Raw genomic sequence first — 25,389 nt, forward strand, 5'->3', positions numbered from 1 at the left:
TAGTAAAATTGATACATCGTTGTTGTTTAATTTCAACAATCTATTTTTTATAGTTTGCTATTGGAAAATTAAATGATGGAACAACTACAATTATTTTAAAGTTTTTAGTTAAGAAAACTTAGCTGTACTTGTATTCTTTATCATATTTACCTAACAAATGTAGTGTATTTTAATGATAGAATCGACTATTATTTGTAAATCAAAGACTAATTATCTAGAAAAATTGGAAATAATTTTTTATGAAAAAACATGTGAGAAAACAGGAGATTATATTAATAGACTCATCAAGCAACTTTATTTATCTTTATTAAACGTTATTCGGCATTTTAACTATTAATTTCTATTGATTGACTATAACCTTACTAAGATGTAAGCAAAAATGCCGGAAAATCAATTTTATTTAATCGTTTTTAATAAGCTTTTAAAGATCTTTAAAAAAAGGTATTATTGCCATTTCTCAGGTAAATCTCTGATGATTTTCAATGCATTAATTGCAAGCGGAAATCCAATATAAGGCAATGTCTGAATGATAGCTGCTACAATCAGTTCTTTATTATTGCCTTGTTTAAGATTTGCAAAGTAATGAGAAGTAAGTTGATCTTCCGCTCCCAGTGAAACTAACACGCAATAACTTAATAACTCACGTATGGCAAGGTCAAGTCCTTTTCTTGTATAAAAATCTCCAAAATAAACTTCAGTAAGAAATTTGGCAACCTCTTCACCCATACCATCCGGCAAAGCAGACATTAACTCTTTCATATGATTTCCATATAGAGGAATCTGAATTTTTTGTCCTTCTTCGAATCTGGTTTCCTCTTGTACGGTACTTTGTTTTTCTAAAGGGAGAGAGATATTATTTTCGGTAAAAGCTTCATTCATACTAGCAATAGCATTTAGAGTTTTTGGAAAACCAATAATCGGAGCACATTGATAAATAGCTTCTCTTAATTCTATCGGTGTTACCTGAACGTTCAATGCGGCATGTACATGAGATTTTAATTGAGGCAATTGCTGCAACGAGGCAAGAACTACACAAGTTATCAATTCTCGGGTTTTTATATTTAATTTTCCAACCGTAAAAACTTGACCAAAAATGAATTTTTGAAGAATTTCCATCAATTCGGGATCATTGCCTTCGCCATTTAAGGCATTTCCTTTAAACAGCTTTTTAAAGTTATCTTTACAAATTTCTGTTCTATTCATATGATTGATTTTTACTTATCAATTGCCTTAAGTTCTTAGGATAGATGATGTTTCTTTTTAAAATCTAAAATAAATCGTACGGTTTCATGGTCGTTATGTGAAAAGAACAAGGATTTTTCTTGATCTAACGATTCTAACGAATGGATATCCTCCTCTGAAAGTTTAAAATCAAAAACATTAAAATTTTCAATCATACGTTCTTTATGTGTAGACTTTGGAATTACAATGACCTGTTGCTGTATTAAAAATCTGAGTGCAATTTGGGCGGGTGTTTTATTGTATTTTTTACTGATGGAAACTAAAGTTTCATTCGTAAAGAAATTATTTTTTCCTTCTGCGAACGGACCCCAGGATTCAATTTGAGTGCCGTATTCTTTCATCACTTCTTTAGCTATTTTCTGTTGATTGAAAATATGGGTTTCAACCTGATTTACTGCCGGTTTTATTTCTACATGTTCGCAAAGGTCTACCAATCTATCCGGATAAAAATTACTTACCCCGATAGCTTTTGCTTTTCCTGATTTGTACATTTCTTCCAGGGCTCTATACGTACCGTAATAATCTCCAAAAGGTTGATGTATTAACAAAAGGTCCACATATTCAGTTTGCAATTTTTTCAATGATTCTTCAAATGATTTTTTAGCTCTTTCATATCCTGCATTTGAAACCCAAATTTTTGTGGTTATAAAAAATTTAGAGCGATCTATATTACTGGATTTTACCGCCTTACCCACTTCTTCCTCATTATAATAGGCTTGTGCTGTATCTATGGAGCGATACCCCACCTCTATGGCTTCTGAAACTACTCGTTCGCAATCTTGAGGGGGTATTTGATAAACTCCAAACCCTAAGATTGGCATTTCATTTCCGTTGTTTAATTTAATATAATCCATTTGAATATGATTTTTTATTTATATATAAAGTTGTTATTTATTTCAGATTAATTGCTTGTTCAGAGGCTGTATGATATTCTTCGTCTGATACCGGCTTCAACCAAGTATTTTCATTGGTTTGAGGATTACAGGTAATAGCTAAATGAGAAAACCATTCATCAGGAGCTGCACCGTGCCAATGCTTAACATTAGAGTCTATTTCAATAACATCTCCCGGTTTCATTCGTATGGCTTTTTTGCCTTCTTCCTGATATAATCCAACACCACCTACAGCAATTAGTATTTGTCCCCCGGAATGCGTATGCCAATGGTTTCTACAACCGGGTTCAAATGTAACGTTGAATAAGGGAACATTTAATTCCTTATGGTTGGTAAGAGGTTGCAGCCATGATTTTCCGGAAAAATATTGTTGATATTCTTTATTTTCATTTCCAATTGGAAATTCACTGATTTTAGGTATTTCTGAATTATTCATTTATTAACTAGTTATTTTGTTTAAATAATGATTTATTAGCTTGTTCGGTGAAATCAATCATGCTCATACTTCATATAGCGTGTAAAAATTAGTAGGTTTTAATTTGGATAATGAACTACTATAATTCTTTTATATAGAACTAATTATCCGACAAATGATTAACTAAAAAATAATTTTTATTTAAATTTTAGAAAATTTGCAATAAACTAAAATCTTTTGTCGGATAAATAGTTTTAAAAATTAAATTTTTATATTTCTCTGTAATTTTTTATTACAATAAATTAGAGAGATTGCTTAGTAGGACGAACAATAACTTCACTTACAGATACATGTTGTGGAGTATTTATCGCATAAACTACTGCTTCTGCTATATCTTCCGGATTCAAACCGTAACCCTCTGTATCCTGCATTTTGCGTTGATCTTCTAATAATTTTTCATCTTTCATTGTTTTGTACAGGTCTGTACGAACAGCACCCGGAGAAACCATGGATGATTTTATGTTATTTTCTCTCTGCTCTTGACGTAGCCCTTCCATTACAGCACGGATGGCTGATTTAGTAGCACAATATACTACAGACCCCGGATATACATAATGTCCTGCAACGGAATCGGTAGTGATGATATGACCGGATTTTTGTTTTACAAAATGAGGAAGAACCGCAGCTATTCCATGTAAAACGCCCAATACATTTACATGCAGCATATCATGCCAATCTTGAAGTTTACAATCTATAAGATAGGATGAAGGCATGGTTCCGGCATTATTGTAGATAACATCTATTTTTCCAAACTTGCTTATAGCTAAATCTACTACCGCTTTCACTTCTTCGAATTTGGCAACATCGGCTACTTTATACTCAATTTGAGCATTTGGAAGAGAATCTTTTATTGCTTTTAATTTTTCTTCTCTTCTGGCAGAAATAACCAATTTAGCTCCCCTTTCGGCAATTTTCCTTACGGTAGCTTCACCAATTCCACTGGAAGCACCCATCACAACTATTACTTTTTCTTTCATAACTTTTTAAATTAAGATTTTTTAAGTTTATAGTCATTTATAAACAAAGTTAATGCCAGTTCAATATTGGGCTTTTGTCGGGAAGATCAATTTTTTTTGTTCTGAGGAACGGTCACAATTCTTCCGAAGGAGAAAATCCGTATAATTTTTTAAAAGCTGTATAAAAATGAGATATGTTTTTAAAACCTACTTCCCAACAAACATCTTTTACTTTCCACTTTTTTCTGTCTTTCAGCATTTCAAAGGCAACTTCGAGTCGTTTACGTATTAACCATTTTTGGGGAGGTATATCGCTGATTTTTGCAAAGTCTCGTTTGAAAGTTGCTAAACTTCTTCCGGTATAAGCAGCTATTTCATTCATGGAAAGGTCATACATATAATTTTCATTGAGAAAATCAAGAATGTCGATTTTCCAAGGTTCTGTGAAATCAAATAGTATCGAATAAAAATTCTTATTGATGTTTAACAATGCTAGTACGGCTTCTTGTTCTTTTAATTTAATGATTTCATCAGAAGGTTGTAGCGTTGTGTCGAAATAGGGATTTAAGGATTGAAAAAGACTTACAATTTCAGGACGTAAAGGTAAAGTAAAAACATTTTCTTTGGGAAGTCTAACCTCTTCGGGTTTCTCTTTACTTACCTTTGTATAATAAAAATCTCTTAAAAATGAACGTTTCAACGTCATGGTTATTCCTTTATATTGCTGATCGCCGGAATAAAATTTAGTCATTTTTATATTATGATTTCTCCGTACAAATGCACAAGTTCCTGCTTTTAATACTTTTTCTTTTTTTCCTTTTTCTTCAATGATTAATTTCCCTGAATATATATAGATCAAACAGTGGTCTTGAGCGGAATGTACACAACTGGAATTGTTATTGGCATAATAGGTTAGAAAAATTCCTGAATAATTTATCGTTTTCGAAGTGTCCATAGTTGGATATTCATTTTAAGACAGACAAGATAAGAATTTTCTTATGTATTAGTTATTAGTTATCTTAATTTAATTCTTAGGATTATTGATCAATCTTTAGCCATAAGATTAATTTATCATTTCTTGTTACATAATTCTTCTATAAAATAGTGATGAACTTTAACAGAATCCGTTAATTCCGGATGAAAAGATGTAACTAGCATGTTTTTTTCTTGAGCTGCAACTATGTGACCGTTCACACGGGATAAAATTTTAACATTTTCTCCTACTTCTGTTATATAGGGAGCTCGTATAAATGTCATGGGAATAGAACCGATTCCTTCAAAATTTTCTTCAATTGAAAAGCTGCCTAACTGCCGACCATATGCATTTCTTTTTGCGGTAATATCCATAACTCCCAGATGTACTGTACCTTCTTCCACCCGTTTAGCCAGTAAAATTAATCCGGCACACGTCCCGAATACCGGTAATCCTGTTTGTATTTTGTTTCTGATTATCTCGAGTAAGTCTAAATCTCTCAAAAGTTTACCTATGGCGGTACTCTCCCCTCCCGGAATGATTAATCCATCCATAGATTGATCCATGTCTTTTTTTTGTCTTATTTCAAAGGTTTCTACCTTCAATTCTTGTAGTTTTCGAATATGCTCTATAAATGCTCCTTGTACTGCTAATACCCCTATTTTCATACTATTATATTTAGAATTAAAAAAGTCATTTGGAAAGTTTACACTCTCCAAATGACCTTATATTCGTTTGTTTTTTTATAAAAAAATTATTTTCCTCTTTCTGCCATTAGTAATTCAATTTCTGCTTCATTTATTCCAACCATCGCTTCTCCTAAGTCTTCAGATACTTCCAATAAAATAGTAGGATCGTTAAAATTAGTAACTGCTTTAACAATAGCCTGAGCTCTCTTTATCGGATCACCGGATTTGAAAATACCTGATCCAACAAAAACTCCTTCTGCTCCCAATTGCATCATTAATGCCGCATCGGCAGGAGTTGCCACACCTCCGGCCGCAAAATTAACTACCGGTAATTTTCCGTTTTCGTGTACGTATTTTACTAATTCATAAGGCACTCGAAGATCCTTTGCCTCATTGAAAAGTTCATCTTCCTGCATACCTTGTATCTTACGTATGGCTTCATTCATTGCGCGTAAATGTCTTACGGCTTGAACTACATCACCGGTTCCCGGTTCACCTTTGGAGCGAATCATGGATGCCCCTTCTTGGATTCTTCGCAGGGCTTCACCTAAATTCTTAGCCCCACATACAAAAGGAACTTTAAATTTGGTTTTATTTACATGATAGGTATCATCGGCGGGTGTTAAAACTTCGCTTTCATCAATATAATCGATTTCTAAGGCTTCCAGTATTTGTGCTTCCACAAAATGTCCGATTCTGATTTTAGCCATAACCGGTATACTTACTGCCGATTGTATTCCTTTAATCATTTTGGGATCACTCATCCGCGAAACACCTCCTACAGCGCGTATATCAGCTGGAATCCTCTCCAAGGCCATTACTGCAACAGCTCCTGCTGCTTCAGCTATCTCTGCTTGTTGCGGAGTGGAAACATCCATAATGACTCCTCCTTTCAACATTTGCGCTAAATTTTTATTTAATTCGTATCTGTTGTTTTCCATACTCAAATTTTATCTTAATTATAAATACAAAAATAGTATAATATATGGTTACATTCCCTAAGTTTCCTTTTTTATTTTCTACCCTTTTTCATCAAGAAATTGATATATTATTTTCTTATTTTAAAAAATCTAAAATATTTTGCTAAAAAAATTGATACTTCCTCGTGAAAATAGTAAAATTTTAATAAAATGATTAACAATTTTATGATGTAGAAATCGTAATAAACAGTAATTTTGCTGTACATGTAATTTAAATATTAAAAAATGCATAATTCAGAAAATAAAGAGTTTATAGCTCAGAATTTTAATCAAAAAAATTGGAATGAAATAAAAACGCGGGACAGTTGGATGCTTTTTAAACTTATGGCTGAGTTTACCAACGGTTTTGAAACAATGACTAAAATAGGCCCTTGTGTATCCATATTCGGTTCTGCTCGAACTAATCCTGAAAATAAATATTACCAATTAACGGAAGAAATTTCTTATAAGCTTACTAAAATAGGTTTTGGTATTATTACGGGAGGAGGACCCGGAATTATGGAAGCGGGAAATAAAGGAGCACAGGCTGCGGGAGGAAAATCAATTGGTTTAAATATTGAATTACCTTTTGAAACAGGAAGTAATCCGTATGTTGATCATAAATTAAGTATGAATTTCAATTATTTTTTTGTCAGGAAAGTTATGTTTCTCAAATATTCGCAAGGTTTTATTGTTATGCCAGGCGGTTTGGGTACCATGGATGAGCTGTTTGAAGCGTTAACTTTAATTCAAACAAAAAAAACTAGTAAATTCCCGATTGTATTGGTGGGTACGGACTATTGGGCCGGATTATTGGAATGGATGCGAAAGTCTATGCTTGAAGATAATTATATTAAGGAAATTGATTTTAGTTTGTTCCGACTTGTTGATACTGCTGATGAAGCTGTAGGACACATCCATGCTTTTTATAATAAATACAGTATTAAACAAAATTTTTAAAACTATTTGGCATTAAATTTGTTTGCAGTTGCAGAATGAGTGATAATATAATTCAACCTATAATGAAAAAGTTTATTCTTTTTTTTGTTTTATCTTTTATATGTTTAGGTTTCTATAATTTTTATTCTTCGGATTTTTTTACTTCGATAACTAAAGTGGAATATGTTTCCAGCAGCAAAACATTAAAAGTTTCTTCAAAAGTTAACCTTGAACATATTGAACAAACCATTGGTAAAAAAGTAAATTCCAACGATTTTGATATTGCACTTAATAAATATCTTCAAAATAACGTTAAAATAAGTATAGATGATACTCCCGTAAATTTTACTTTTTCTTCTAAAAATCCGGATGGAAATGTAGTTTGGATTTATTATGAGGTATCGGGTATCAATTCGGTTTCATCAATCACTATAAAGAATTCTTTGTTATTGGATAAATTTCCTGATCAGCAGAATTTTATAAATTTTATCGTCAATGGACAAAAGAAATCTTTAGTGTGTAAAAAAGGTTCTGAAAGCGGAAAGCTAACGTTTTAATCGTTTGATTTAACTACGTTTTTTAAATGATAATTATAAATTAAAATAAATTTCTTTTATGAAAAAATTAATGATTTTAGGAATTTTGAGCATGTTTATTTTTTATTCTTGCTCTTCTTCAAATTCTGTTGCTCTGGACAGATCTTCTCAAAGAGATGTAAGAGGTACATGGAATCTTGACCGCGTTTCATATTCTGAAAACATGGTAAAGGTTAAAGCTTTTGATGAATATGATGCTCAATGTTTAAAAAACAGTGTATGGTATTTTATCGCTAATAATAACAGAGGTAATTTTACTTTGCAGGGAGGCAATACTTGCCCGGCTTTAACTCAAAACTTTACATGGTATATCGACAAACAAAATATGCTTGTATTAAAATTGCTTAATGAAGGTGATAAAGCAAGAAAAGTAACCACAGGAACTACGTATTTATATGAAATTCTTTCTGAAAATGAATTTAAATTAAGTCAAGTTATCAGCGGGGTTACTATTACTTATCATTTCAGTAAATTATCATCCGGTAAATTAAAATAATAACTTGAAATACACTATATAATTATAATTATGAAATCAATATTTACAAGATTAACTTTAATCTTATTATCTGTTAGCATTCTAATGTCTTGTAACACCAATGATACCCAAAAAGGTGCCGGATTAGGAGCTGTTGCAGGAGGTGTTTTAGGTGCTGTAATTGGAAATAATGTAGGTAATAAAAACAATGCTGCTTTAGGAGCCGTAATCGGTGCTGCCGTGGGTGGAACCACCGGAGGTTTAATTGGACACAAAATGGATCAACAAGCACGACAAATACAGGAAAGTGTACCGGGTGCTTCAGTTGAACGTGTAGGGGAAGGAATAAAAGTTGTACTTAATGAAAATGCTATTCGTTTTGATTTTGATAAAGCTACTTTAACTCCTACTGCTCAACAAAATTTAGATAAAATTGTATCTGTTTTTAAACAATACCCGGATACTAATATTGGTATTTTCGGATATACTGACGCAAAAGGTGCAGATCAATATAATTTAAATTTATCTGAAAACAGAGCAAAAAGTGTTGCTAATTATTTATCCAGTAACGGTATCAGCTCCAGCCGATTCACCATTAAAGGTTTTGGTAAAGCGGATCCAATTGGAGATAACAGCACTGAAGCCGGTAGAGCTTTAAATAGAAGAGTTGAATTTTCTATTACTGCCAACGAAAAAATGATTCGTGATGCTAAAGCTGAATCCAACTAATTAATATATTTTATACTTTATATAATTTTGAATAGAAAGACAGACGAAAGTTTGTCTTTTTTATTTTAAATATCCAGTAATTTTTCATCCATGAAATATTGGATGATCGCTTTTTTCATAAGCAAAGTTTGCTCATTAGGCTTCAAATCGGGCAGCTTTTCAATTAATTTATAATGCGGCCAATTGTCTTTATCATATCCATCGAGTTTATAATATCCGAAAGGTTCCAATAACCTGCATACGGCTATATGTATCAGGTTCATTTTTTCGTCTTTTTTATACTTTTTATATCCTAGTCCTAATTCTTGCAAACCAATTAAAAATATCATCGTATTTAAATCGGGAATATCCTCATGTGCAAACTTCTCTTTGAAAAATTGTTCAATTTTACTCCAAAGTTGAGCCTCGTTCATTTTCAAGTCAAATTTTTATTCACGTAAATTTATAATAAAATGTATTTATATATTTAATATATTCTTTAAATTAATTAAAAATTCAATAGCAAAAGTGTTATTGTTTAATAATTCTTTTTTAATCAATTCTTAGATTAAGTATAAACAATTCCTTTAAATATAATAAATAACTCTTTTTTGGAAATATGAATTCTATTAATAAATATAAGCTAATACGTACTATTTCTTAATAATTCCAATAATTTTTTAATAGAACATTATTAATAAATGATTTACTCGTCTTTGTATTTAATTATATAATTTTAATATTTTAAAATAAAATATTCGTCTATAAATTGTTTAAAAATCAGTATAAATAATAAAATAATTCAATATAAAGTTATATTAATAAATGTAATTGAAAAAGAATAATATTCTACAACATATTGAAAAAATAAAAATAAATAAATAACAAAAAAATATAGTAAATTATGAATAATTTTAATAACCATTGTCAATTAATTGATATATTAAATAAAATCTATAATAAAGGATTTAAAAAATTCAAAGACCAAAAATTTTCTAGAGATTTTGAGTTTTTAGATATCAATGATATTAATAATGCTGTTTTAATATTTACTGAAGTTTTAAATTTAAATGGAGGATCTTTAGGAAAATATGATTTGTATAAATTGATGCAGGAATATTTAACTAATATAGAGAAAAGAGATGCTATAAATAAAATACTTGAAAAATAATAAATTATTATGAATGGAAAATATATTGCATTATTAAAATAATAAGTTTTATATAGATTTCTGATTTTAGGATTTGAATGTAAATTTTTTATTGTTATAAGCGAAATTATGGTAAAGGTTTAAATAAAAGTTCAAGTTAGTTATAAAGTATAAAAAATATTCAATAGTATTTTTACAAGTATAGAGATAAACTTAGTAATAATATATTTACACATCTTCCCTTGATTACAACCAACCAAAAAATTTATCTAAATTCTAAAATCAGAAATTTGTATAAAATTACTTTTTAATTTAATTAAAGAAATTAAAATTTAAAAATTCGTTTTTACTTTAATCAACTTTTTATCTAATACCTTAAATATATTCATAATAAATAATATGAATAATCAAATTATAACAGTAAATAAAAGATTTCAAAATAAGTACTCACGACCGGATTCGAACCGGCACATCCTATGGACACCACCCCCTCAAGATGGCGTGTCTACCAATTCCACCACGTGAGTTTAAAAGTTGTTTATTTTTAGCTTTGCAAATATACTAATATTAGTATTTCACCTCTAAGATAATTTTAAATTTTTCCACACTTAGATAAGCATTTTTTTTATAGTGTAATCTTTCGATAGTTACTTATCTTCCCGTTTGAAAAAATCTTTTTCGATATTCATTGGGTGTGCAATTTTTAATTTTCTTAAAAATTCTATTGTAATAAGGCACATCCTTGAAACCTGAGTAATAACATACTTCTGCAATGGTCATATTGGTTTTTTGAATCATTTGACAGGAAGATTCCACTCTAAATTCATTTAAGTAAGTCATTAAAGATTTACCCATCATCTTTTTAAAGAAAATACAAAATGACGATTTGTTCATATTTACTAATTGTGACATTTCTTCTAAAGTGATGGTATTTTGATAATTGTTCATTATATAAAGCTGTATTTTTTGTAACCGAAGGATTTGTTTATCTTCCTCTATTCGGTTACCTGCTAATATTCTATGATCGGAATTACCTAGTAATGTTAATATTTGAATGAAAGATGAAATCCTTTCAATCTCCGATTGATCAATCATCTGTTTCAAAATGTTTTGAAGTTTCGCCAGATGAGCTCCTATAAATGATATTGCTTGTTTATAATTTTGTATTTTTTGGATGTATGGGTGCAATTCGTTAAAAGTTAATTTACAATTATCAAGAAATCGATCAGAAAATGTAAGGGTAATGTTCTCTATCTTACCTTCTGCATCATAATCGGATTCTTCAAAAAGCCAACAATGAGGGATATGAGGGGGGATAAGAACGATTTCGTTGCATTGAAAGGGTTCGAGCCGATCCCCCATTTTTCTGGTTCCACTGCCGGTTATTATGTAGGATAATTCCCATGTTTTTTGTTCATGGAAAGTTACCTGTTCATTCCAATATATTTTTACATGATCAAATCGAAAAGATTGATTTTCAAATGTTGGCAAGTGAATGTATTTGATGTTTTTATACACTTACTAATATTACGCATTATTTGTATACAAATATAAGACAATAATAATAGAATATATTTCAATAGTTCAACTAATCATTAGTTTACTTTTGTTATCCGAATAAGAAATCAATATCTTCTAATGATGAAAAATATAACGGATTTAAAAGCTTCCAAGCCACATTATGTAATTCTTGACGGTTTACGAGGAGTTGCAGCTATTATGGTGGTTTTATTCCATGTTCTTGAAATCTATACGGGCGGTGATCATAGCTTACAAATTATAAACCATGGATACTTGGCTGTAGATTTTTTCTTTATGTTATCCGGATTTGTCTTAGGATATGCATACGATGATCGCTGGGGAAGCATGACTTTAAAAGATTTTTTTAAACGCCGTATCATTCGACTTCATCCTATGATTATTGCCGGAATGCTTTTAGGGGCTTTATTATATTATTTCCAGGATGCTCCTGCATTGGGATGGAAAGCAACTTCTGATGTTTCTCTTTTGAAATTAGTTCTATTGATGGTTATCGGCATGTTTTTAATTCCTGTCGGCAAAGACTTAGACATTCGCGGTTGGAATGAAATGTATCCTCTGAACGGTCCTGCCTGGTCTCTATTTCTTGAATATATAGCCAATATCATTTATGCCCTTATTTTACGAAGAATCAGCAAATTAATGCTTTTTATTTTGGTACTTGTTGCTGCCGGAGTTACGATTCAATATGCGTTTACAAATCCGATAGGTGACATCATCGGGGGATGGTCTATTGATGACCCTATTCAGTTAAGAATCGGTTTTACCCGTTTAGCTTTTCCTTTTTTAGCCGGATTATTGTTAGCCAGGATTGGAAAACTTCGTTTTATTAATCATGCTTTTTTGATAACTTCTCTTTTGTTGATCATACTTCTATCCGTACCTCATTTAGGAGGTGAAAATAACTTATGGAATCGCTGGTATGAATGCATATGTTTAATGATTTTCTTTCCTTTGATTATATGGTTGGGCGCAGGAGGAAAAATAAAAAATCCGAAAGCAATGACAGTATGTAAATTTCTGGGAGACATCTCCTACCCTATTTATATTACCCATTTTCCATTTATTAATATTTATATGGCTTATATTGCCAATCATCAACTTTCCTTGGAGCAATCATGGCAATATGGATTGCTGGTAGTTTTAATTTCCATCATTGTTGCTTATTTGTCCATGAAATTTTATGATATGCCGATTCGAGAATGGCTACGTAAACGATTTTTAAATTATAAAAAATAATCAATTAGTATTCCGAAACATAGATATTTTTTATGCAAAAGCATAAACAGTATCATAAAAATGTGTATAAAATAATGCTTTGTTTATATGACTTCGATTTTTTTATCTTTGTATAAAATTTTCTTTTGATATCTTATACCTTTAATGAACTTTTACCTTTTGGTTTTGAAATAAAAAATTTGACTCAGATGAATCAAAGGGCATGTTCTATAACCAGTAAGCCGCATAGAACAAATTTTTATCAAATTATACGGATTACAAGCGGTAAAACAATTCAAAAAGTAGATTTTAGTCCGATTGAAGTCAGGGAAGGACAAATTTTATTTATAGGCAAAGATCAAGTTTTATCTTTTGATGTGGAATCTACCTATACGGGTGAAATTATTTTGTTTACCGATGATTTTTATATTCGTAATGAATACGAAAGGCGCTTAATTAAGCAATCGGAGCTTTTCAACCCTTTTACCAAAAATATTCCTGTTGAAACGCATGAATATTTAGATTCCATTTGGGAATTGATGAAAAAAATCTATTCTCCTGAACAAGATCCTTATATTCCCGATATTTTACATCATTTACTGAGTAGTTTTCTTATTTATTCAAAAAAAATTACTAGTCATTCGTTAAATATTCTTTCTTCTTCGTGTTATTCTGTTACTTTAGAGTTTTCACTCGCTGTAGAAAAAAATTACAAGATCCTGAGAAAAGTAAATAATTATGTCTCCAGTTTGGGTATATCGCCCAAAGCTTTATCAAAAGCTCTTAAAAACACTGTCGGTAAAAGTCCCAAAGAATATATTGATGAACGAATTTTATTAGAAGCAAAAAGACTTTTGGTTTACAGTGAACTCAATATAAAGGAAATTTCATTTGAACTGGGATTTGACGAACCCACCAATTTCAGCAAATTTTTTAGAAAGTGTGTAGGTATTAGCCCTATCGATTTTAAAAAGCAACACCTGTCCTAAATTTATCAGCTTTGGCATACTTTTTATCATTACACTCATAAAATCCACACTTACCTTTACACGAATAAAATTCTTACAACAGTTGAAAAACACTGAATACGCCTGTTTTTATAAACATAAAAAATTAAAAATGCCTATAAGTGAATTGATGAATAATAAATAATAAATTTTTAATAATATGAAAAAAATAAGTTATCTAGCAGCGGTTGTCGGAATAGCTTTGTTAGCAGTTTCTTGCAACCAAACTAAAAAAGAACCTGTTGAAGCTACGGATCAAACGAACACTGAAAAGGTGGAAGATTCTACCGCGGAAAACGAAGAACCCTCTAATAAAGAAAAAGTTAGGGAGTTACTTTCTTCATTTAACACAGGAAATGAAGCACCGTTGAAATACATTAATCCAAATAAGTATATTCAACACAATTTGGGAGCAGCTGACGGCGTTGAAGGTTTTAAGACCCTTGTGAAAAGTTTATCAGCTTCTAAACCGAGTGTTAACATTGTACGTATGTTGAGTGACGGGGATTATGTTGTTGCCCAAACGGAATATGGGTATAAAACTCCAACCGTTGGATTTGATATTTTCCGTTTTGAAAACGGATTAATTGTAGAACATTGGGACAATTTACAAGCTGAACAACCGAAGAATCCAAGCGGACATACGTTAATAGATGGGGATACTACAATCAAAGAAACTGATGAGGCCGGATTGAAAGCAAACAAAGCGGTAGCCGAAGGTTTTGTTACGGATGTCTTGATGGGTAAAAATCCTTCCAACTTGGAAAATTATTTTAACGGAAATAATTACATTCAACACCACCCACTCATTGGTGACGGGTTAGACGGATTAAAAGCCGGCTTAGAGAAATTGAATAAAATGGGACTTACTTTCAAATATACTCAAATTCATAAAATCTTAGGAGAAGGAAATTTTGTATTAGTAGTTTCTGAAGGTATTATGGCCAATAAACCCACTTCATTCTATGATTTATTCAGAATTGAAAATGGTAAAATTGCTGAACATTGGGATATTGTGGAAACCATACCTGCGAATGCTGAACATAAAAATAAAAACGGTAAATTTTAAATTTATTCAATTGAGTAAAAAGGATTTAAAAAAGTAGTTTAAATTATCTATTTTATAGTTTTAAATAATATTTCAAAATAAAAAACCTGCACTTTATGCAGGTTTTTTTACATTTTTAAATTATTTTTTTATGATTTTCTTAGTTATTATACCTTGATCGGTTGTAAGTGTTACTATGTATATTCCCGGAGCCAGGTCTTGCACATTTATTTCGTTGTTTTTAAGAGATGGAAAAGTTTTTACTAACTTTCCGGAATAATTATATACATCAAGCGATAAAGTTTTAAAAGGTGATGTGATCTTTACAATATCAACAACCGGATTAGGATATAGTTTAATTGACTCTACCCAATTCACAGAAGGATTTTCTGATTTAATTTCTTCAATAGCAAACGCATTCGTATTATTTTCAACAAATCTTGCTGAATTGGCTATGGTTACTTCGTACTTTAAAGTTAAATTGGTAATTAAATCATTTTTCATTTCACAAATTAATGTTTTTCCTGCATTTTTTCGACTTGCGTAAAACTTACCTCTACTTCCATTCACTTTTACCTCTTTTTGGGTGGCTTTATCATACCAAACATAGGTTGTTTTCTTTCCTCGGAAATTATATTCAGAAGAAAGATCCAATATGTCTAAGTAACCCTTTGTACCTCCTTGTAGAGTTGATTGAGGAGTAAATCCGATAAATTCTATTTTAGCGAAATCACCTTTAAGAGTTGAAATTTTAAATTGATTATTATTTGCAATTAATACAAATAATTTATTAGCCGTTAAGTCTAATGAGCCTAATTGATTATAGTTACAAGTGAGTATAATTAATTTACTATTTTTAGATGTATTTAAAGAAGTAAGCTTATTTAAACTGCAATCTAATTCTTTTAGCTCTGTACTATTTGATACATCTAAATTAGTTAGTTTATTTTCAGAACAATTTAAATTTTTTAAATTAATAGCATTGGAAACATTTAAAGTTATTAGTTCATTTTTATAACAGAATAAATATTCAAGTTTATTATTCGATACATCTAAAGTATTTAATTTATTTTTAGAACAATTTAATTCTTTTAATTTAAAATTATTTGATAAATCCAATGATGTTAATTGATTATTATCACAGTATAATTCTTCTAATTCCACATTTTTTGATACATCTAAAGTGATAAGTTGATTATTAGAACCAAACAAACTTACTAATTCCACATTTTTTGATACATCTAAAGTGGTAAATTGATTATATGAACAATTCAAACTTACTAATTTAACATTTTGTGATAAGTCCAAATTATTTAGTGAATTCTGGCTACAATCTAAAAATTTTAAATTAATATACTTAGATACATCTAAAGTGGTAAATTGATTATTAGAACAATTCAAACTTACTAAATTCACATTTTGTGATAAATCCAATTTATTTAGTGAATTCTGGCTACAATCTAAAAATTTTAAATTAATATTCTTTGATACATCTAATGAAGTTAAATTATTTTCTCTAGAAACAAATTTTGTTAAATTTAAATTCTTAGATAAATCAATTGAAGTTAATTGTGTTGAATTTATATACAATTCTTTTAAATTTTTAAAATATTTTCCATCAAATTCTCCATAAAATTTATTTTTACTTAAACTATCGTAATTACTCAAATCTAAAAAAGTTAAAACTTTAACTCCATTTTTATCTTCCCACTCAAATCTGCGAAATAATTTTAAAATGACACAGTTAGTCTTACCATTTATGGCATCAACCATATCTTTCCAGGTCAATCCTAACTGCTCATAATTCCATTCGTTATCCTCTTCAGAATATTGCATTAAAAAATTCAAAATTCCTAAAACATCCCTTGGATCATAAACAGAGATTTTTGAAACATCAAAATTACTTACTAAATAATGTCTTTTTTCCAAAACAGGATCTTTAGCCAGCATTGTTGCGCTCAATAAGACGCATAACAACATAAAAAATAAATTTTTTTTCATAATATTATTATTTTATAAATTTTAATATGCTAATATATCAATAATAATTTAAATAATTAGTTATTAAAAATAAAATATTTTTTTTTGTATATTTTAACATGGATCCTGTTTAATTTTGATAATCAATTAATTCCATATTTATCTATAGAATATGGCACAGCTAATTTTTAACAAAAAAACATACGTAATAAGCAGGGAATTATATGAGTAATTGAACTATAAACTTTATTTAAATCGGCCTTTGATGAAGTGTTTTTATTATTAAACGTTTGTATTTTTATCAACTTATAAATAAAAAAAAACCTGCTCTTTTGCAGGTTCTTTAATTATTATAATTTACTTTTTAATAATTTTCTTAGAAAGTATTCCCTGATCAGTTGTAAGATTCACGATATAAATTCCTGCAGGCAAATCCTGTAAATCCAATTCATTATTTATTATCCTTGGATATCTTTTAACTTCTTTTCCTGAATAATTGTAAACACTTGCCGATGTTACATTTGCTGTAGTATTTATTTTTAATATATCTATTACCGGATTAGGAAATAGTTGTATCGATTCTGTTTCATTTTTTTGAGGACCTACCCATACAAATCCTTCCGGTATGATTTCATTTATATTTCTTGAAGCAAATGATACGGTATTTTTTATCTTTACTTCATATTCTAAAACAAAGTTTGGAATTAATTCATTTTTCATCTTACAGATCAAAGTTTTGCCTGCATTTTCCGGACCGGCATAAAATTTACCTTTTAGCGCATAGACGCCTACTTCTTGTTTAGTTGTTTTATCATACCAGGTATAGGTAGTATATTTTCCATCAATACTATATTCTGAAGATAAATCCAACACTTCAAAAATACCTTTAACTCCTCCTTGAAGCGTTGCTTGTGGGCTTAATTTTAAAGATTTAATTGTAAGAAAATTTCCTTTTAAGGCGGATAATTTTAAATTATTATTAATTCCACTTAATTCACTTATCTTATGAACTTTCGGAACTTGCAATTGAGATATCTTATTATCACTAAAATATAAGTATAGTAGATTAACATTTTTAGATACATCCAAAGTGGTTAATTGATTGGAAGAACAATTTAATGTTGTTAAATTAACATTTTTAGATACATCTAAGGTTGTTAATTGATTCAAATTACAATGTAATGTTATTAAATTAACATTTTTAGATACATCCAAAGTTGTTAATTTATTGGAATAACAATTTAAATATGTTAAATTAACATTTTTAGAGATATCCAAGGTTGTTAATTGATTGGAATAACAACCTAAATATATTAAATTAACATTTTTAGAGATATCCAAGGTTGTTAACTGATTGGAACCACAATATAATTTATTCAAATTAACATTATTAGAGACATCAAAAGTTGTTAATTGATTCAAATAACAATATAAATCATTCAAATTAACATTTTTAGAGATATCCAAGGCTGTTAATTGATTGGAAGAACAAGCTAATGTTGTTAAATCAAGATTTTTAGAGACATCCAAGGTTATTAACTGATTGGAAGAACAATATAATGTTGTTAAATTAAGATTTTTGGACACATCTAAGAACGCTAATTGATTGGAATCACAATATAACCCCTTCAAATTAACATTTTTAGAGACATCCAAAGTTGTTAATTGATTCAAATAACAATATAAACCCTTCAAATTAACATTTTTAGTTACATCTATAGTTGTTAATCGATTATTTGAACAATATAAATATTCTAAGTTCTTAAAATATCTTCCATCAAAAACTCCATTAAATTTTTTTGATTCTAAATTTAATTGAGTTAAAACTTTAAAACCACTAATATCTTTCCAAACAAATTTTCCTGATAATTTTGTAAAAATAACCTCCGGATTTCCATTAATAGCCTTAGCCATTTCTTCCCAGGTTAACCCCGCCAGTTCATAATTCCATTTTTTTTCACTTTCCGAATATTGCATAAAAAAATTCAATATTCCATATACATCCATCGCATCATAATTGGTGGAAGTAGATACTACAAAATGTACTCTCAAGTAATTTTCTTGTTTAGAAATATCAACGGTTGCCAACAGTGGTGTGGTTATTAAACACCACAATAAAATAAAAAGTAGATTTTTTTTCATAACATTTTTTAATTATTTATTATTTAAATATGCTAAATTAATATATTTATTTTTATTTGAACCTTATTTAAAAATAAATAGTTAATTATTTATTTTATAAATTATTTTAAATAATTCTATTTTTAATAATAAATTTATCGCTTTCAATATCAAACCCACTATTTTTCACATAAAAAAAACCTGCTAAAAAAGCAGGTTTTTTTACTTTATTTTTGTTTAAATTATTTTTTTATAATTTTTTTGGATAATGTTCCTATTTCGGTATCTATATTTACGATATAAATTCCTGAAGGCAAATCTTGCAAATCCAATTCATTATTTATTACCCTTGGATATCTTTTAACTTCTTTTCCTGCATAATTGTAAACACTCACTGATGTTACTTTTGCTGCTGTATTTATTTTTAATATATCTATTACCGGATTAGGAGTTAGTTGTATTGATTCTGTTTCATTTTCTAACCCTCCTATGAGTTTAAAATTTTCCGGTATGGTACTTATTAAACTTTTGGCTGAAAAAGGTAAAATTTTTTGTATCGTTACTTCATATTCTAATTCAAAAGTCCCGAATCTGGGACCTCCTCTCATCTTACATATCAATGTTTTTCCCGCATTCTTCGAACCCGCTATAAATCGCCCATTATAGGCATACATAGTTACCGGCAAACCGGTTGCTTTATCATACCAGGAATAATAGGTTTGCCCCCCATTTTTAGACTTGAAGTCCGAAGATAAATCTATAATCTCATAAAAACTTTTACTTCCTCCTTGGGTTGTTTCCTGAGGTGATATTTTAAGATATATTAAGCCTTTAGTATTAATATCAAAAGTTGAATACTTCAATAGATTATGAGAACAAGATACTTTTTTTATATTATCCATTGTTACATCTAAACTAGTTAATTTATTATAAGAGCAATTTAAATCTCTTAAACGATAATTATTGAATAAATCTAGTTTAGGCAATTGATTGTTATCACAGCTTAATTCATATAAATTTGAATTATTAGATAAATCCAAAGTTGATATACTATTGTTGGAACAATATAATCTAGATAAATAAAAATTTTTAGATACATCTATTGAAGTTAATTGATTTTCATTACAATTAAGTACACCTAAATTTAAACAATCGGACACATCTAAAGCTTTTAAATTATTTTCGTGACAATATAAATATTCTAATCCTTTTGTGTTTGATAAATTTAAATTAGTAAGTTTATTATTATAGCAGTGTAATGTTGATAAATTTTTATTATTAGATACATCTAAAAATGTAAGTTTATTATTATTACAATCAATATAACTTAGTTTACCATTATTACATACTTTTAACGTATTAATTTGATTATATCCACAATTTAAAACTATAAGAAATGGATTTTTTGATACATCTAAGGAGGTTAATTTATTACCCCCAACAAACAAATACTCTAGATACTTAAAATATTTTCCGTTAAAATCTCCTGTTAATTTCTTTTCTTCATAAACAATATCTATATAAATTTTAGTTACAACTTTATGACCATTGCGCTCTTCCCATATGAATTTTGATGATAATTTATTAATCAAAATTTCAGGTCTACCCATTAAAGTGTTATAAATATCTTTCCAGTTCAACCCTAGTTTCTCATAATTCCATTTTTTTGTTTCTTGAGAATATTGCATTAGAAAATTTAATATTCCATAGACATCTATTGGATTATATTTTGTAACTGAAGAAACCATATTGTTATTTACAATATAATCTTTTTTATCCAAAAATAATTCTTTAGCCGGTATAGTGGCACTTACAAACATGAACGCCAAAATAAATAATAGATTTTTTTTCATAATATTATTAATTTTAATATTTTATGCTAATATAGTATATTTAAATGAATATATAATTTATTAAAAAATAAAATATTATTTTTTTTACAATAAACTATTACAATTATTTAAACATTAAAAAATCTATTTATCCCATGATTATTCATTGAATAAAAATATGAATATTGCATAGTATAGCTGTTAAAGATAGATTCATAAAAAAACTTTCAACTGATTGGAGAAAATTTGAATATAGTTTTTTTTATATAAATGATACTTTTATTCGGACAAAAAAAAACCTGCTCTTTAGCAGGTTCTTTTATTATTTTAATTTACTTTTTAATAATTTTCTTAGAAAGTATTCCCTGATCGGTTGCAAGATTCACTATATAAATTCCCGCAGATAAATCTTGTAAATCCAATTCATTATTTATTACTCTTGGATATCTTTTAACTTCTTTTCCTGCATAATTGTAAACACTTGCCGAGGTTACTTTTGCTGCAGTATTTATTTTTAATATATCTATTACCGGATTTGGTGTTAGTTGTATTGATTCTGTTTCATTTTCTTGCCCTCCTATGAGTTTAAAATTTTCCGGTAGGGTACTTATTAAACTTTTGGCAGAAAAAGGTAAAATTTTTTGTATAGTTACTTCATACTCTAATTCAAAACCTCTGAATCTGGGACCTCCACTCATCTTACAAATCAATGTTTTTCCCGCATTTTTCGAACCCGCTATAAATCGCCCATTATAGGCATACATAGTTACCGGCAAACCGGTTGCTTTATCATACCAGGAATAATAGGTTTGTCCCCCATTTTTAGACTTGAAGTCCGAAGATAAATCTATAATCTCATAAAAACTTTTACTTCCTCCTTGGGTTGTTTCCTGAGGTGATACTCTAAGATATATTAAGCCTTTAGTATTAATATCAAAAGTTGAATACTTCAATAGATTATGAGAACAAATTACACTTGCTATATTATCCATTGTTACATCTAAACTAGCTAATTTATTATAAGAGCATCTTAATTCTCTTAATCTATAATTATTGGATAAATCTAATTTAGGCAATTGATTGTTATCACAGCTTAATTCATATAAATAATAATTTTTAGATAAATCTAGTTTAGACAATTGATTATAATCACAGCTTAATTTATATAAAATTAAATTATTAGATAAATCCAAAGTTGATATACTATTGTTGGAACAATCTAATCTAGTTAATTTTAAATTTTTAGTTACATCTATTGAAGTTAATTGATTTTCATTACAATTAAGTACATCTAAATTTGAACAATCGGATACATCTAAAGCTTTTAAATTATTTCCGTTACAATGTAAAAATCCTAATCTTTTTGTGTTTGATAAATTTAAATTGGTAAGTTGATTATTATCACAGATTAACTTTTGTAAATATATATTATTAGATACATCTAAAAATGTAAGTTTATTATTATTACATTCAATAGACTTTAGTTTACCATTATTAGATATTTTTAATGTATTAATTTGATTATATTCACAATTTAAAACTACAAGAAATGGATTTTTTGATACATCTATGGAGGTTAATTCATTACCCTGAATATACAAATACTCTAAATGTATAAAATATTTTCCGTTAAAATTTCCGGTTAATTTCTTTTCTTCATCAATATTTTTTAATTTAATACTGGTTAAGACTTTAAAACCATTGCGCTCTTCCCATATGAAATTTGATGATAATTTATCAATCAAATTATCGGATCTACCCAATAAAGCGTTATAAATATCATTCCAGTTCAATCCTAGTTTCTCATAATTCCATTTTTTTGTTTCTTGAGAATATTGCATTAGAAAATTTAATATTCCATAGACATCCATTGGATTATATTTTGAAACTGAAGAAACCACATTATAATTTACAATGTAATCTTTTTTATCCAGAATTAATTCTTTAGCCGGCATAGTGGCACTTACAGACATGAACGCCAAAATAAATAATAGATTTTTTTTCATAATATTATTAATTTTTATATTTTATGCTAATATAGTATATTTAAATGAATATATGATTTATTTAAAAATAAAATATTATTTTTTTTACAATAAACTATTACAATTATTTAAACGTTAAAAATCTATTTATCCCATAATTATTCATTGAATCAAAATATGAATATTGCATAGTATAACTGTTAAAGTTAGATTCATAAAAAAAACTTTCAACTGATTGGAGCAAATTTGAATATAGTTTTTTTTATATAAATGATACTTTTATTCGGACAAAAAAAAACCTGCTCTTTAGCAGTTTTTTTTACTTTATTTTAGTTTAAATTATTTTTTTATAATTTTTTTGGATAATGTTCCTATTTCGGTATCTATATTCACGATATAAATTCCTGAAGGCAAATCTTGTAAATCCAATTCATTATTTATTACCCTTGGATATCTTTTAACTTCTTTTCCTGCATAATTGTAAACACTCACTGATGTTACTTTTGCTGCTGTATTTATTTTTAATATATCTATTACCGGATTTGGAAATAGTTGTATTGATTCTGGTTCATTTTTTTGAGGACCTACCCATACAAATCCTTCCGGTATATTTTCTTTTATATTTCTTGAAGCAAATGATACGGTATTTTTTATCTTTACTTCATATTCTAAAACAAAGTTTGGAATTAATTCATTTTTCATTCTACAGATCAAAGTTTTGCCTGCATTTTCCGGACCGGCATAAAATTTACCTTTTAGCGCATAGACGCCGATTTCTTGTTGAGTTGTTTTGTCATACCAGGTATAGGTAGTATATTTTCCATCAATAGCATATTCTGATGATAAATCCAACACTTCAAAAATTCCTTTAACTCCTCCTTGAAGCGTTGCTTGTGGGTTTAAATTTAAAGATTTAATTGTAAGAAAATTCCCTTTTAAAGTGGATAGCTTTAGATTGTTATGATCACCAGTTAATTCACTTATCTTATGAACTTTTGGAATAAGCAATTGAGCTATCTTATTATCACTAAAATATAAGTATATTAAATTAACATTTTTAGAGACATCTAAATTTGTAAATTGATTCGAATAACAATTTAATGTTGTTAAATTAACATTTTTAGATACATCTAAGGTTGTTAATTGATTCAAATTACAATTTAAAATTTTTAAATTAACATTTTTAGATACATCCAAGGTGGTTAATTGGTTGGAATAACAATATAATTCTGTCAAATTAACATTTTTAGAAACATCTAAGGCTTTTAGCTTATTGTAATAACAATCTAAAAATGTTAGTTTACTATTTTTAGATACATCTAAAGTTGTTAATTGATTGGAATTACAATTTAAACTATACAAATTAACATTTTTAAAGACATCCAAGGTGGTTAATTGATTCGAAAAACACTTTAAAACAAATAAATTAACATTTTTAGATACATCCAAGGTGGTTAGTTGATTTGAATAAATATTTAAAAGCATTAAATTAACATTTTTAGATACATCCAAGGACTTTAGCTTATTGGAATAACTATATAATTCTTTCAAATTAACGTTTTTAGATATATCCAAGGTTGTTAACTGATTGGAAGAACAATTTAAATAAATTAAATTAAGATTTTTGGATAGATCTAAGATTTTTAATTGATTCGAATTACAATATAAACCCTTCAAATTAACATTTTTAGTTACATCTATTGTTGTTAATCGATTGCCAGTACAATATAATGTTTCTAAGCTCTTAAAATAATTGCCATTGAAAACTCCATTATAATTTTTGTAGTTTAAATTTAATTGAGTTAAAACTTTTAAACTATTGATATTTTTCCAACCAAATTTTCCGGATAATTTGGTAAAAATAACCTCCGGATTACCATTAATAGCCTTAGCCATTTCTTCCCAGGTTAACCCCGCCAGTTCATAATTCCATTTTTTTTCACTTTCCGAATATTGCATAAAAAAATTCAATATTCCATATACATCCATCGCGTCGTAATTGGTGGTTGTGGATATTACAAAATGTCCTCTCAAGTAATTTTCTTGTTTTGAAATATCAACGGTTGCCAACAGTGGTGTAGTTATGATACACCAAAATAAAATAAAAAGTAGATTTTTTTTCATAACATTTTTAATTATTTTACATTAATTATGCTAATTTAGTATATTTATTTTTATTTTAACCTTATTTAAAAATAAATATTTATTTTATGAATTATTTTACCCTCTATTTTCAATTAAAAAAATTTATCACTTTACAATATCAGATCAACTATTTTTCACATAAAAAAACCTGCTAAATAGCAGTTTTTTTTTATTATTTATTGGATTATTTCACTTGTTCGACTTTTAATTAAAATATATAAATGTCGGAAAGAGTACCGGACCAAGTTTATTATTTCAATAATTTTAGAAAAGTATAATTCCTTTAATATAAAACTTGTGCTGGGTGAACTCTTACATAGTTTTAGTTAATAAATTCTAAAATTTTCATTATAAGGATTTGATTTAACTATTCTTACATCAAATGTCTGTTTAATCTAAAAAATTTTAATTTCAGTGAAAGTGATATAATTAAATCCATTCATCTCAGTTTCTTTATTA

The 25,389-nt window shown here is 28.3% G+C and carries 22 protein-coding genes and 1 tRNA gene; 8 read left to right on the forward strand and 15 right to left on the reverse strand.

Annotation, left to right across the window (positions count from 1 at the left end; genetic code table 11):
* Positions 1–444: 444 nt before the first annotated feature.
* The 7 genes from G8C43_RS03260 to pdxS form a co-directional block, all read right to left on the reverse strand.
* A complete protein-coding gene (locus G8C43_RS03260) occupies positions 445–1,203 on the reverse strand; it encodes a carboxymuconolactone decarboxylase family protein (protein ID WP_166004138.1) in 759 nt (252 codons plus the stop codon).
* Positions 1,204–1,238: 35 nt separating this feature from the next.
* Positions 1,239–2,096 (reverse strand): aldo/keto reductase, encoded by an 858-nt coding sequence (locus tag G8C43_RS03265; protein ID WP_160563924.1) that lies wholly within the window; start codon positions 2,094–2,096, stop codon positions 1,239–1,241.
* 37 nt (positions 2,097–2,133) lie between these two features.
* On the reverse strand, positions 2,134–2,571 hold the full coding sequence (locus G8C43_RS03270) for a cupin domain-containing protein (protein WP_166004140.1): 438 nt from the start codon (positions 2,569–2,571) through the stop codon (positions 2,134–2,136).
* Positions 2,572–2,852: 281 nt separating this feature from the next.
* Positions 2,853–3,587 carry an SDR family oxidoreductase gene (locus G8C43_RS03275; protein WP_160543345.1) on the reverse strand — a complete coding sequence of 245 codons (735 nt, stop codon included), beginning with the start codon at positions 3,585–3,587 and terminating at the stop codon, positions 2,853–2,855.
* Between the two features lie 112 nt (positions 3,588–3,699).
* A complete protein-coding gene (locus G8C43_RS03280; RefSeq protein WP_166004142.1) occupies positions 3,700–4,521 on the reverse strand; it encodes a helix-turn-helix domain-containing protein in 822 nt (273 codons plus the stop codon).
* A gap of 116 nt (positions 4,522–4,637) precedes the next feature.
* On the reverse strand, positions 4,638–5,207 hold the full coding sequence (pdxT, locus tag G8C43_RS03285; RefSeq protein ID WP_166004144.1) for a pyridoxal 5'-phosphate synthase glutaminase subunit PdxT: 570 nt from the start codon (positions 5,205–5,207) through the stop codon (positions 4,638–4,640).
* A gap of 86 nt (positions 5,208–5,293) precedes the next feature.
* Positions 5,294–6,169, reverse strand: coding sequence for a pyridoxal 5'-phosphate synthase lyase subunit PdxS (pdxS, locus tag G8C43_RS03290; protein ID WP_166004146.1), 876 nt, complete (start codon positions 6,167–6,169; stop codon positions 5,294–5,296).
* 264 nt (positions 6,170–6,433) lie between these two features.
* Between pdxS and G8C43_RS03295 the strand changes: the two genes are divergently transcribed.
* The 4 genes from G8C43_RS03295 (at position 6,434) to G8C43_RS03310 (ending at position 8,926) form a co-directional block, all read left to right on the forward strand.
* The gene (locus G8C43_RS03295) at positions 6,434–7,147 is read left to right on the forward strand and encodes a TIGR00730 family Rossman fold protein (RefSeq protein WP_166004149.1); all 714 of its coding nucleotides are present in this window, start codon (positions 6,434–6,436) and stop codon (positions 7,145–7,147) included.
* A 62-nt stretch (positions 7,148–7,209) separates the two neighbouring features.
* Positions 7,210–7,683: a DUF6702 family protein gene (locus G8C43_RS03300; RefSeq protein WP_146105600.1), complete on the forward strand. Its 474-nt coding sequence runs from the start codon at positions 7,210–7,212 to the stop codon at positions 7,681–7,683.
* Between the two features lie 58 nt (positions 7,684–7,741).
* On the forward strand, positions 7,742–8,218 hold the full coding sequence (locus tag G8C43_RS03305) for a lipocalin family protein (RefSeq protein ID WP_160563934.1): 477 nt from the start codon (positions 7,742–7,744) through the stop codon (positions 8,216–8,218).
* Between the two features lie 30 nt (positions 8,219–8,248).
* The gene (locus G8C43_RS03310; RefSeq protein ID WP_105297898.1) at positions 8,249–8,926 is read left to right on the forward strand and encodes an OmpA family protein; all 678 of its coding nucleotides are present in this window, start codon (positions 8,249–8,251) and stop codon (positions 8,924–8,926) included.
* 65 nt (positions 8,927–8,991) lie between these two features.
* On the opposite strand, the gene G8C43_RS03315 is transcribed toward G8C43_RS03310, so the two are convergent.
* Positions 8,992–9,339, reverse strand: coding sequence for a hypothetical protein (locus G8C43_RS03315; RefSeq protein WP_160557258.1), 348 nt, complete (start codon positions 9,337–9,339; stop codon positions 8,992–8,994).
* A 470-nt stretch (positions 9,340–9,809) separates the two neighbouring features.
* Here G8C43_RS03315 and G8C43_RS03320 point away from each other — a divergent pair, with 470 nt between their 5' ends.
* Positions 9,810–10,076 (forward strand): hypothetical protein, encoded by a 267-nt coding sequence (locus tag G8C43_RS03320; RefSeq protein WP_166004151.1) that lies wholly within the window; start codon positions 9,810–9,812, stop codon positions 10,074–10,076.
* Between the two features lie 423 nt (positions 10,077–10,499).
* Here the strand turns inward: G8C43_RS03320 and G8C43_RS03325 are convergent.
* Together G8C43_RS03325 and G8C43_RS03330 are read right to left on the reverse strand one after the other, a co-directional pair.
* Positions 10,500–10,582 (reverse strand) — tRNA-Leu (locus G8C43_RS03325).
* Positions 10,583–10,706: 124 nt separating this feature from the next.
* Positions 10,707–11,546, reverse strand: a complete 840-nt coding sequence (locus G8C43_RS03330; protein WP_166004153.1) for a helix-turn-helix domain-containing protein — start codon at positions 11,544–11,546, stop codon at positions 10,707–10,709.
* 150 nt (positions 11,547–11,696) lie between these two features.
* Between G8C43_RS03330 and G8C43_RS03335 the strand changes: the two genes are divergently transcribed.
* The 3 genes from G8C43_RS03335 (at position 11,697) to G8C43_RS03345 (ending at position 14,888) form a co-directional block, all read left to right on the forward strand.
* Positions 11,697–12,833, forward strand: a complete 1,137-nt coding sequence (locus tag G8C43_RS03335; protein WP_166004155.1) for an acyltransferase family protein — start codon at positions 11,697–11,699, stop codon at positions 12,831–12,833.
* Positions 12,834–12,958: 125 nt separating this feature from the next.
* The gene (locus G8C43_RS03340; protein WP_166004157.1) at positions 12,959–13,801 is read left to right on the forward strand and encodes an AraC family transcriptional regulator; all 843 of its coding nucleotides are present in this window, start codon (positions 12,959–12,961) and stop codon (positions 13,799–13,801) included.
* Positions 13,802–13,979: 178 nt separating this feature from the next.
* Complete coding sequence (locus G8C43_RS03345; RefSeq protein WP_166004159.1) at positions 13,980–14,888, forward strand: nuclear transport factor 2 family protein; 909 nt, start codon at positions 13,980–13,982, stop codon at positions 14,886–14,888.
* A gap of 120 nt (positions 14,889–15,008) precedes the next feature.
* On the opposite strand, the gene G8C43_RS03350 is transcribed toward G8C43_RS03345, so the two are convergent.
* From G8C43_RS03350 to G8C43_RS03370, 5 genes are all read right to left on the reverse strand, one after another.
* Positions 15,009–16,868 carry a T9SS type A sorting domain-containing protein gene (locus G8C43_RS03350; RefSeq protein ID WP_166004161.1) on the reverse strand — a complete coding sequence of 620 codons (1,860 nt, stop codon included), beginning with the start codon at positions 16,866–16,868 and terminating at the stop codon, positions 15,009–15,011.
* Positions 16,869–17,204: 336 nt separating this feature from the next.
* Complete coding sequence (locus G8C43_RS03355; RefSeq protein ID WP_166004163.1) at positions 17,205–18,989, reverse strand: T9SS type A sorting domain-containing protein; 1,785 nt, start codon at positions 18,987–18,989, stop codon at positions 17,205–17,207.
* Positions 18,990–19,210: 221 nt separating this feature from the next.
* Positions 19,211–20,821, reverse strand: a complete 1,611-nt coding sequence (locus G8C43_RS03360; RefSeq protein WP_166004165.1) for a T9SS type A sorting domain-containing protein — start codon at positions 20,819–20,821, stop codon at positions 19,211–19,213.
* A gap of 311 nt (positions 20,822–21,132) precedes the next feature.
* Positions 21,133–22,806 carry a T9SS type A sorting domain-containing protein gene (locus G8C43_RS03365; RefSeq protein WP_166004167.1) on the reverse strand — a complete coding sequence of 558 codons (1,674 nt, stop codon included), beginning with the start codon at positions 22,804–22,806 and terminating at the stop codon, positions 21,133–21,135.
* A gap of 318 nt (positions 22,807–23,124) precedes the next feature.
* Positions 23,125–24,909, reverse strand: coding sequence for a T9SS type A sorting domain-containing protein (locus G8C43_RS03370; RefSeq protein ID WP_166004169.1), 1,785 nt, complete (start codon positions 24,907–24,909; stop codon positions 23,125–23,127).
* Positions 24,910–25,389 lie beyond the last annotated feature (480 nt).

The sequence above is a fragment of the Apibacter sp. B2966 genome, assembly GCF_011082485.1.
In the GTDB taxonomy this organism is placed as follows: Bacteria; Bacteroidota; Bacteroidia; order Flavobacteriales; family Weeksellaceae; genus Apibacter.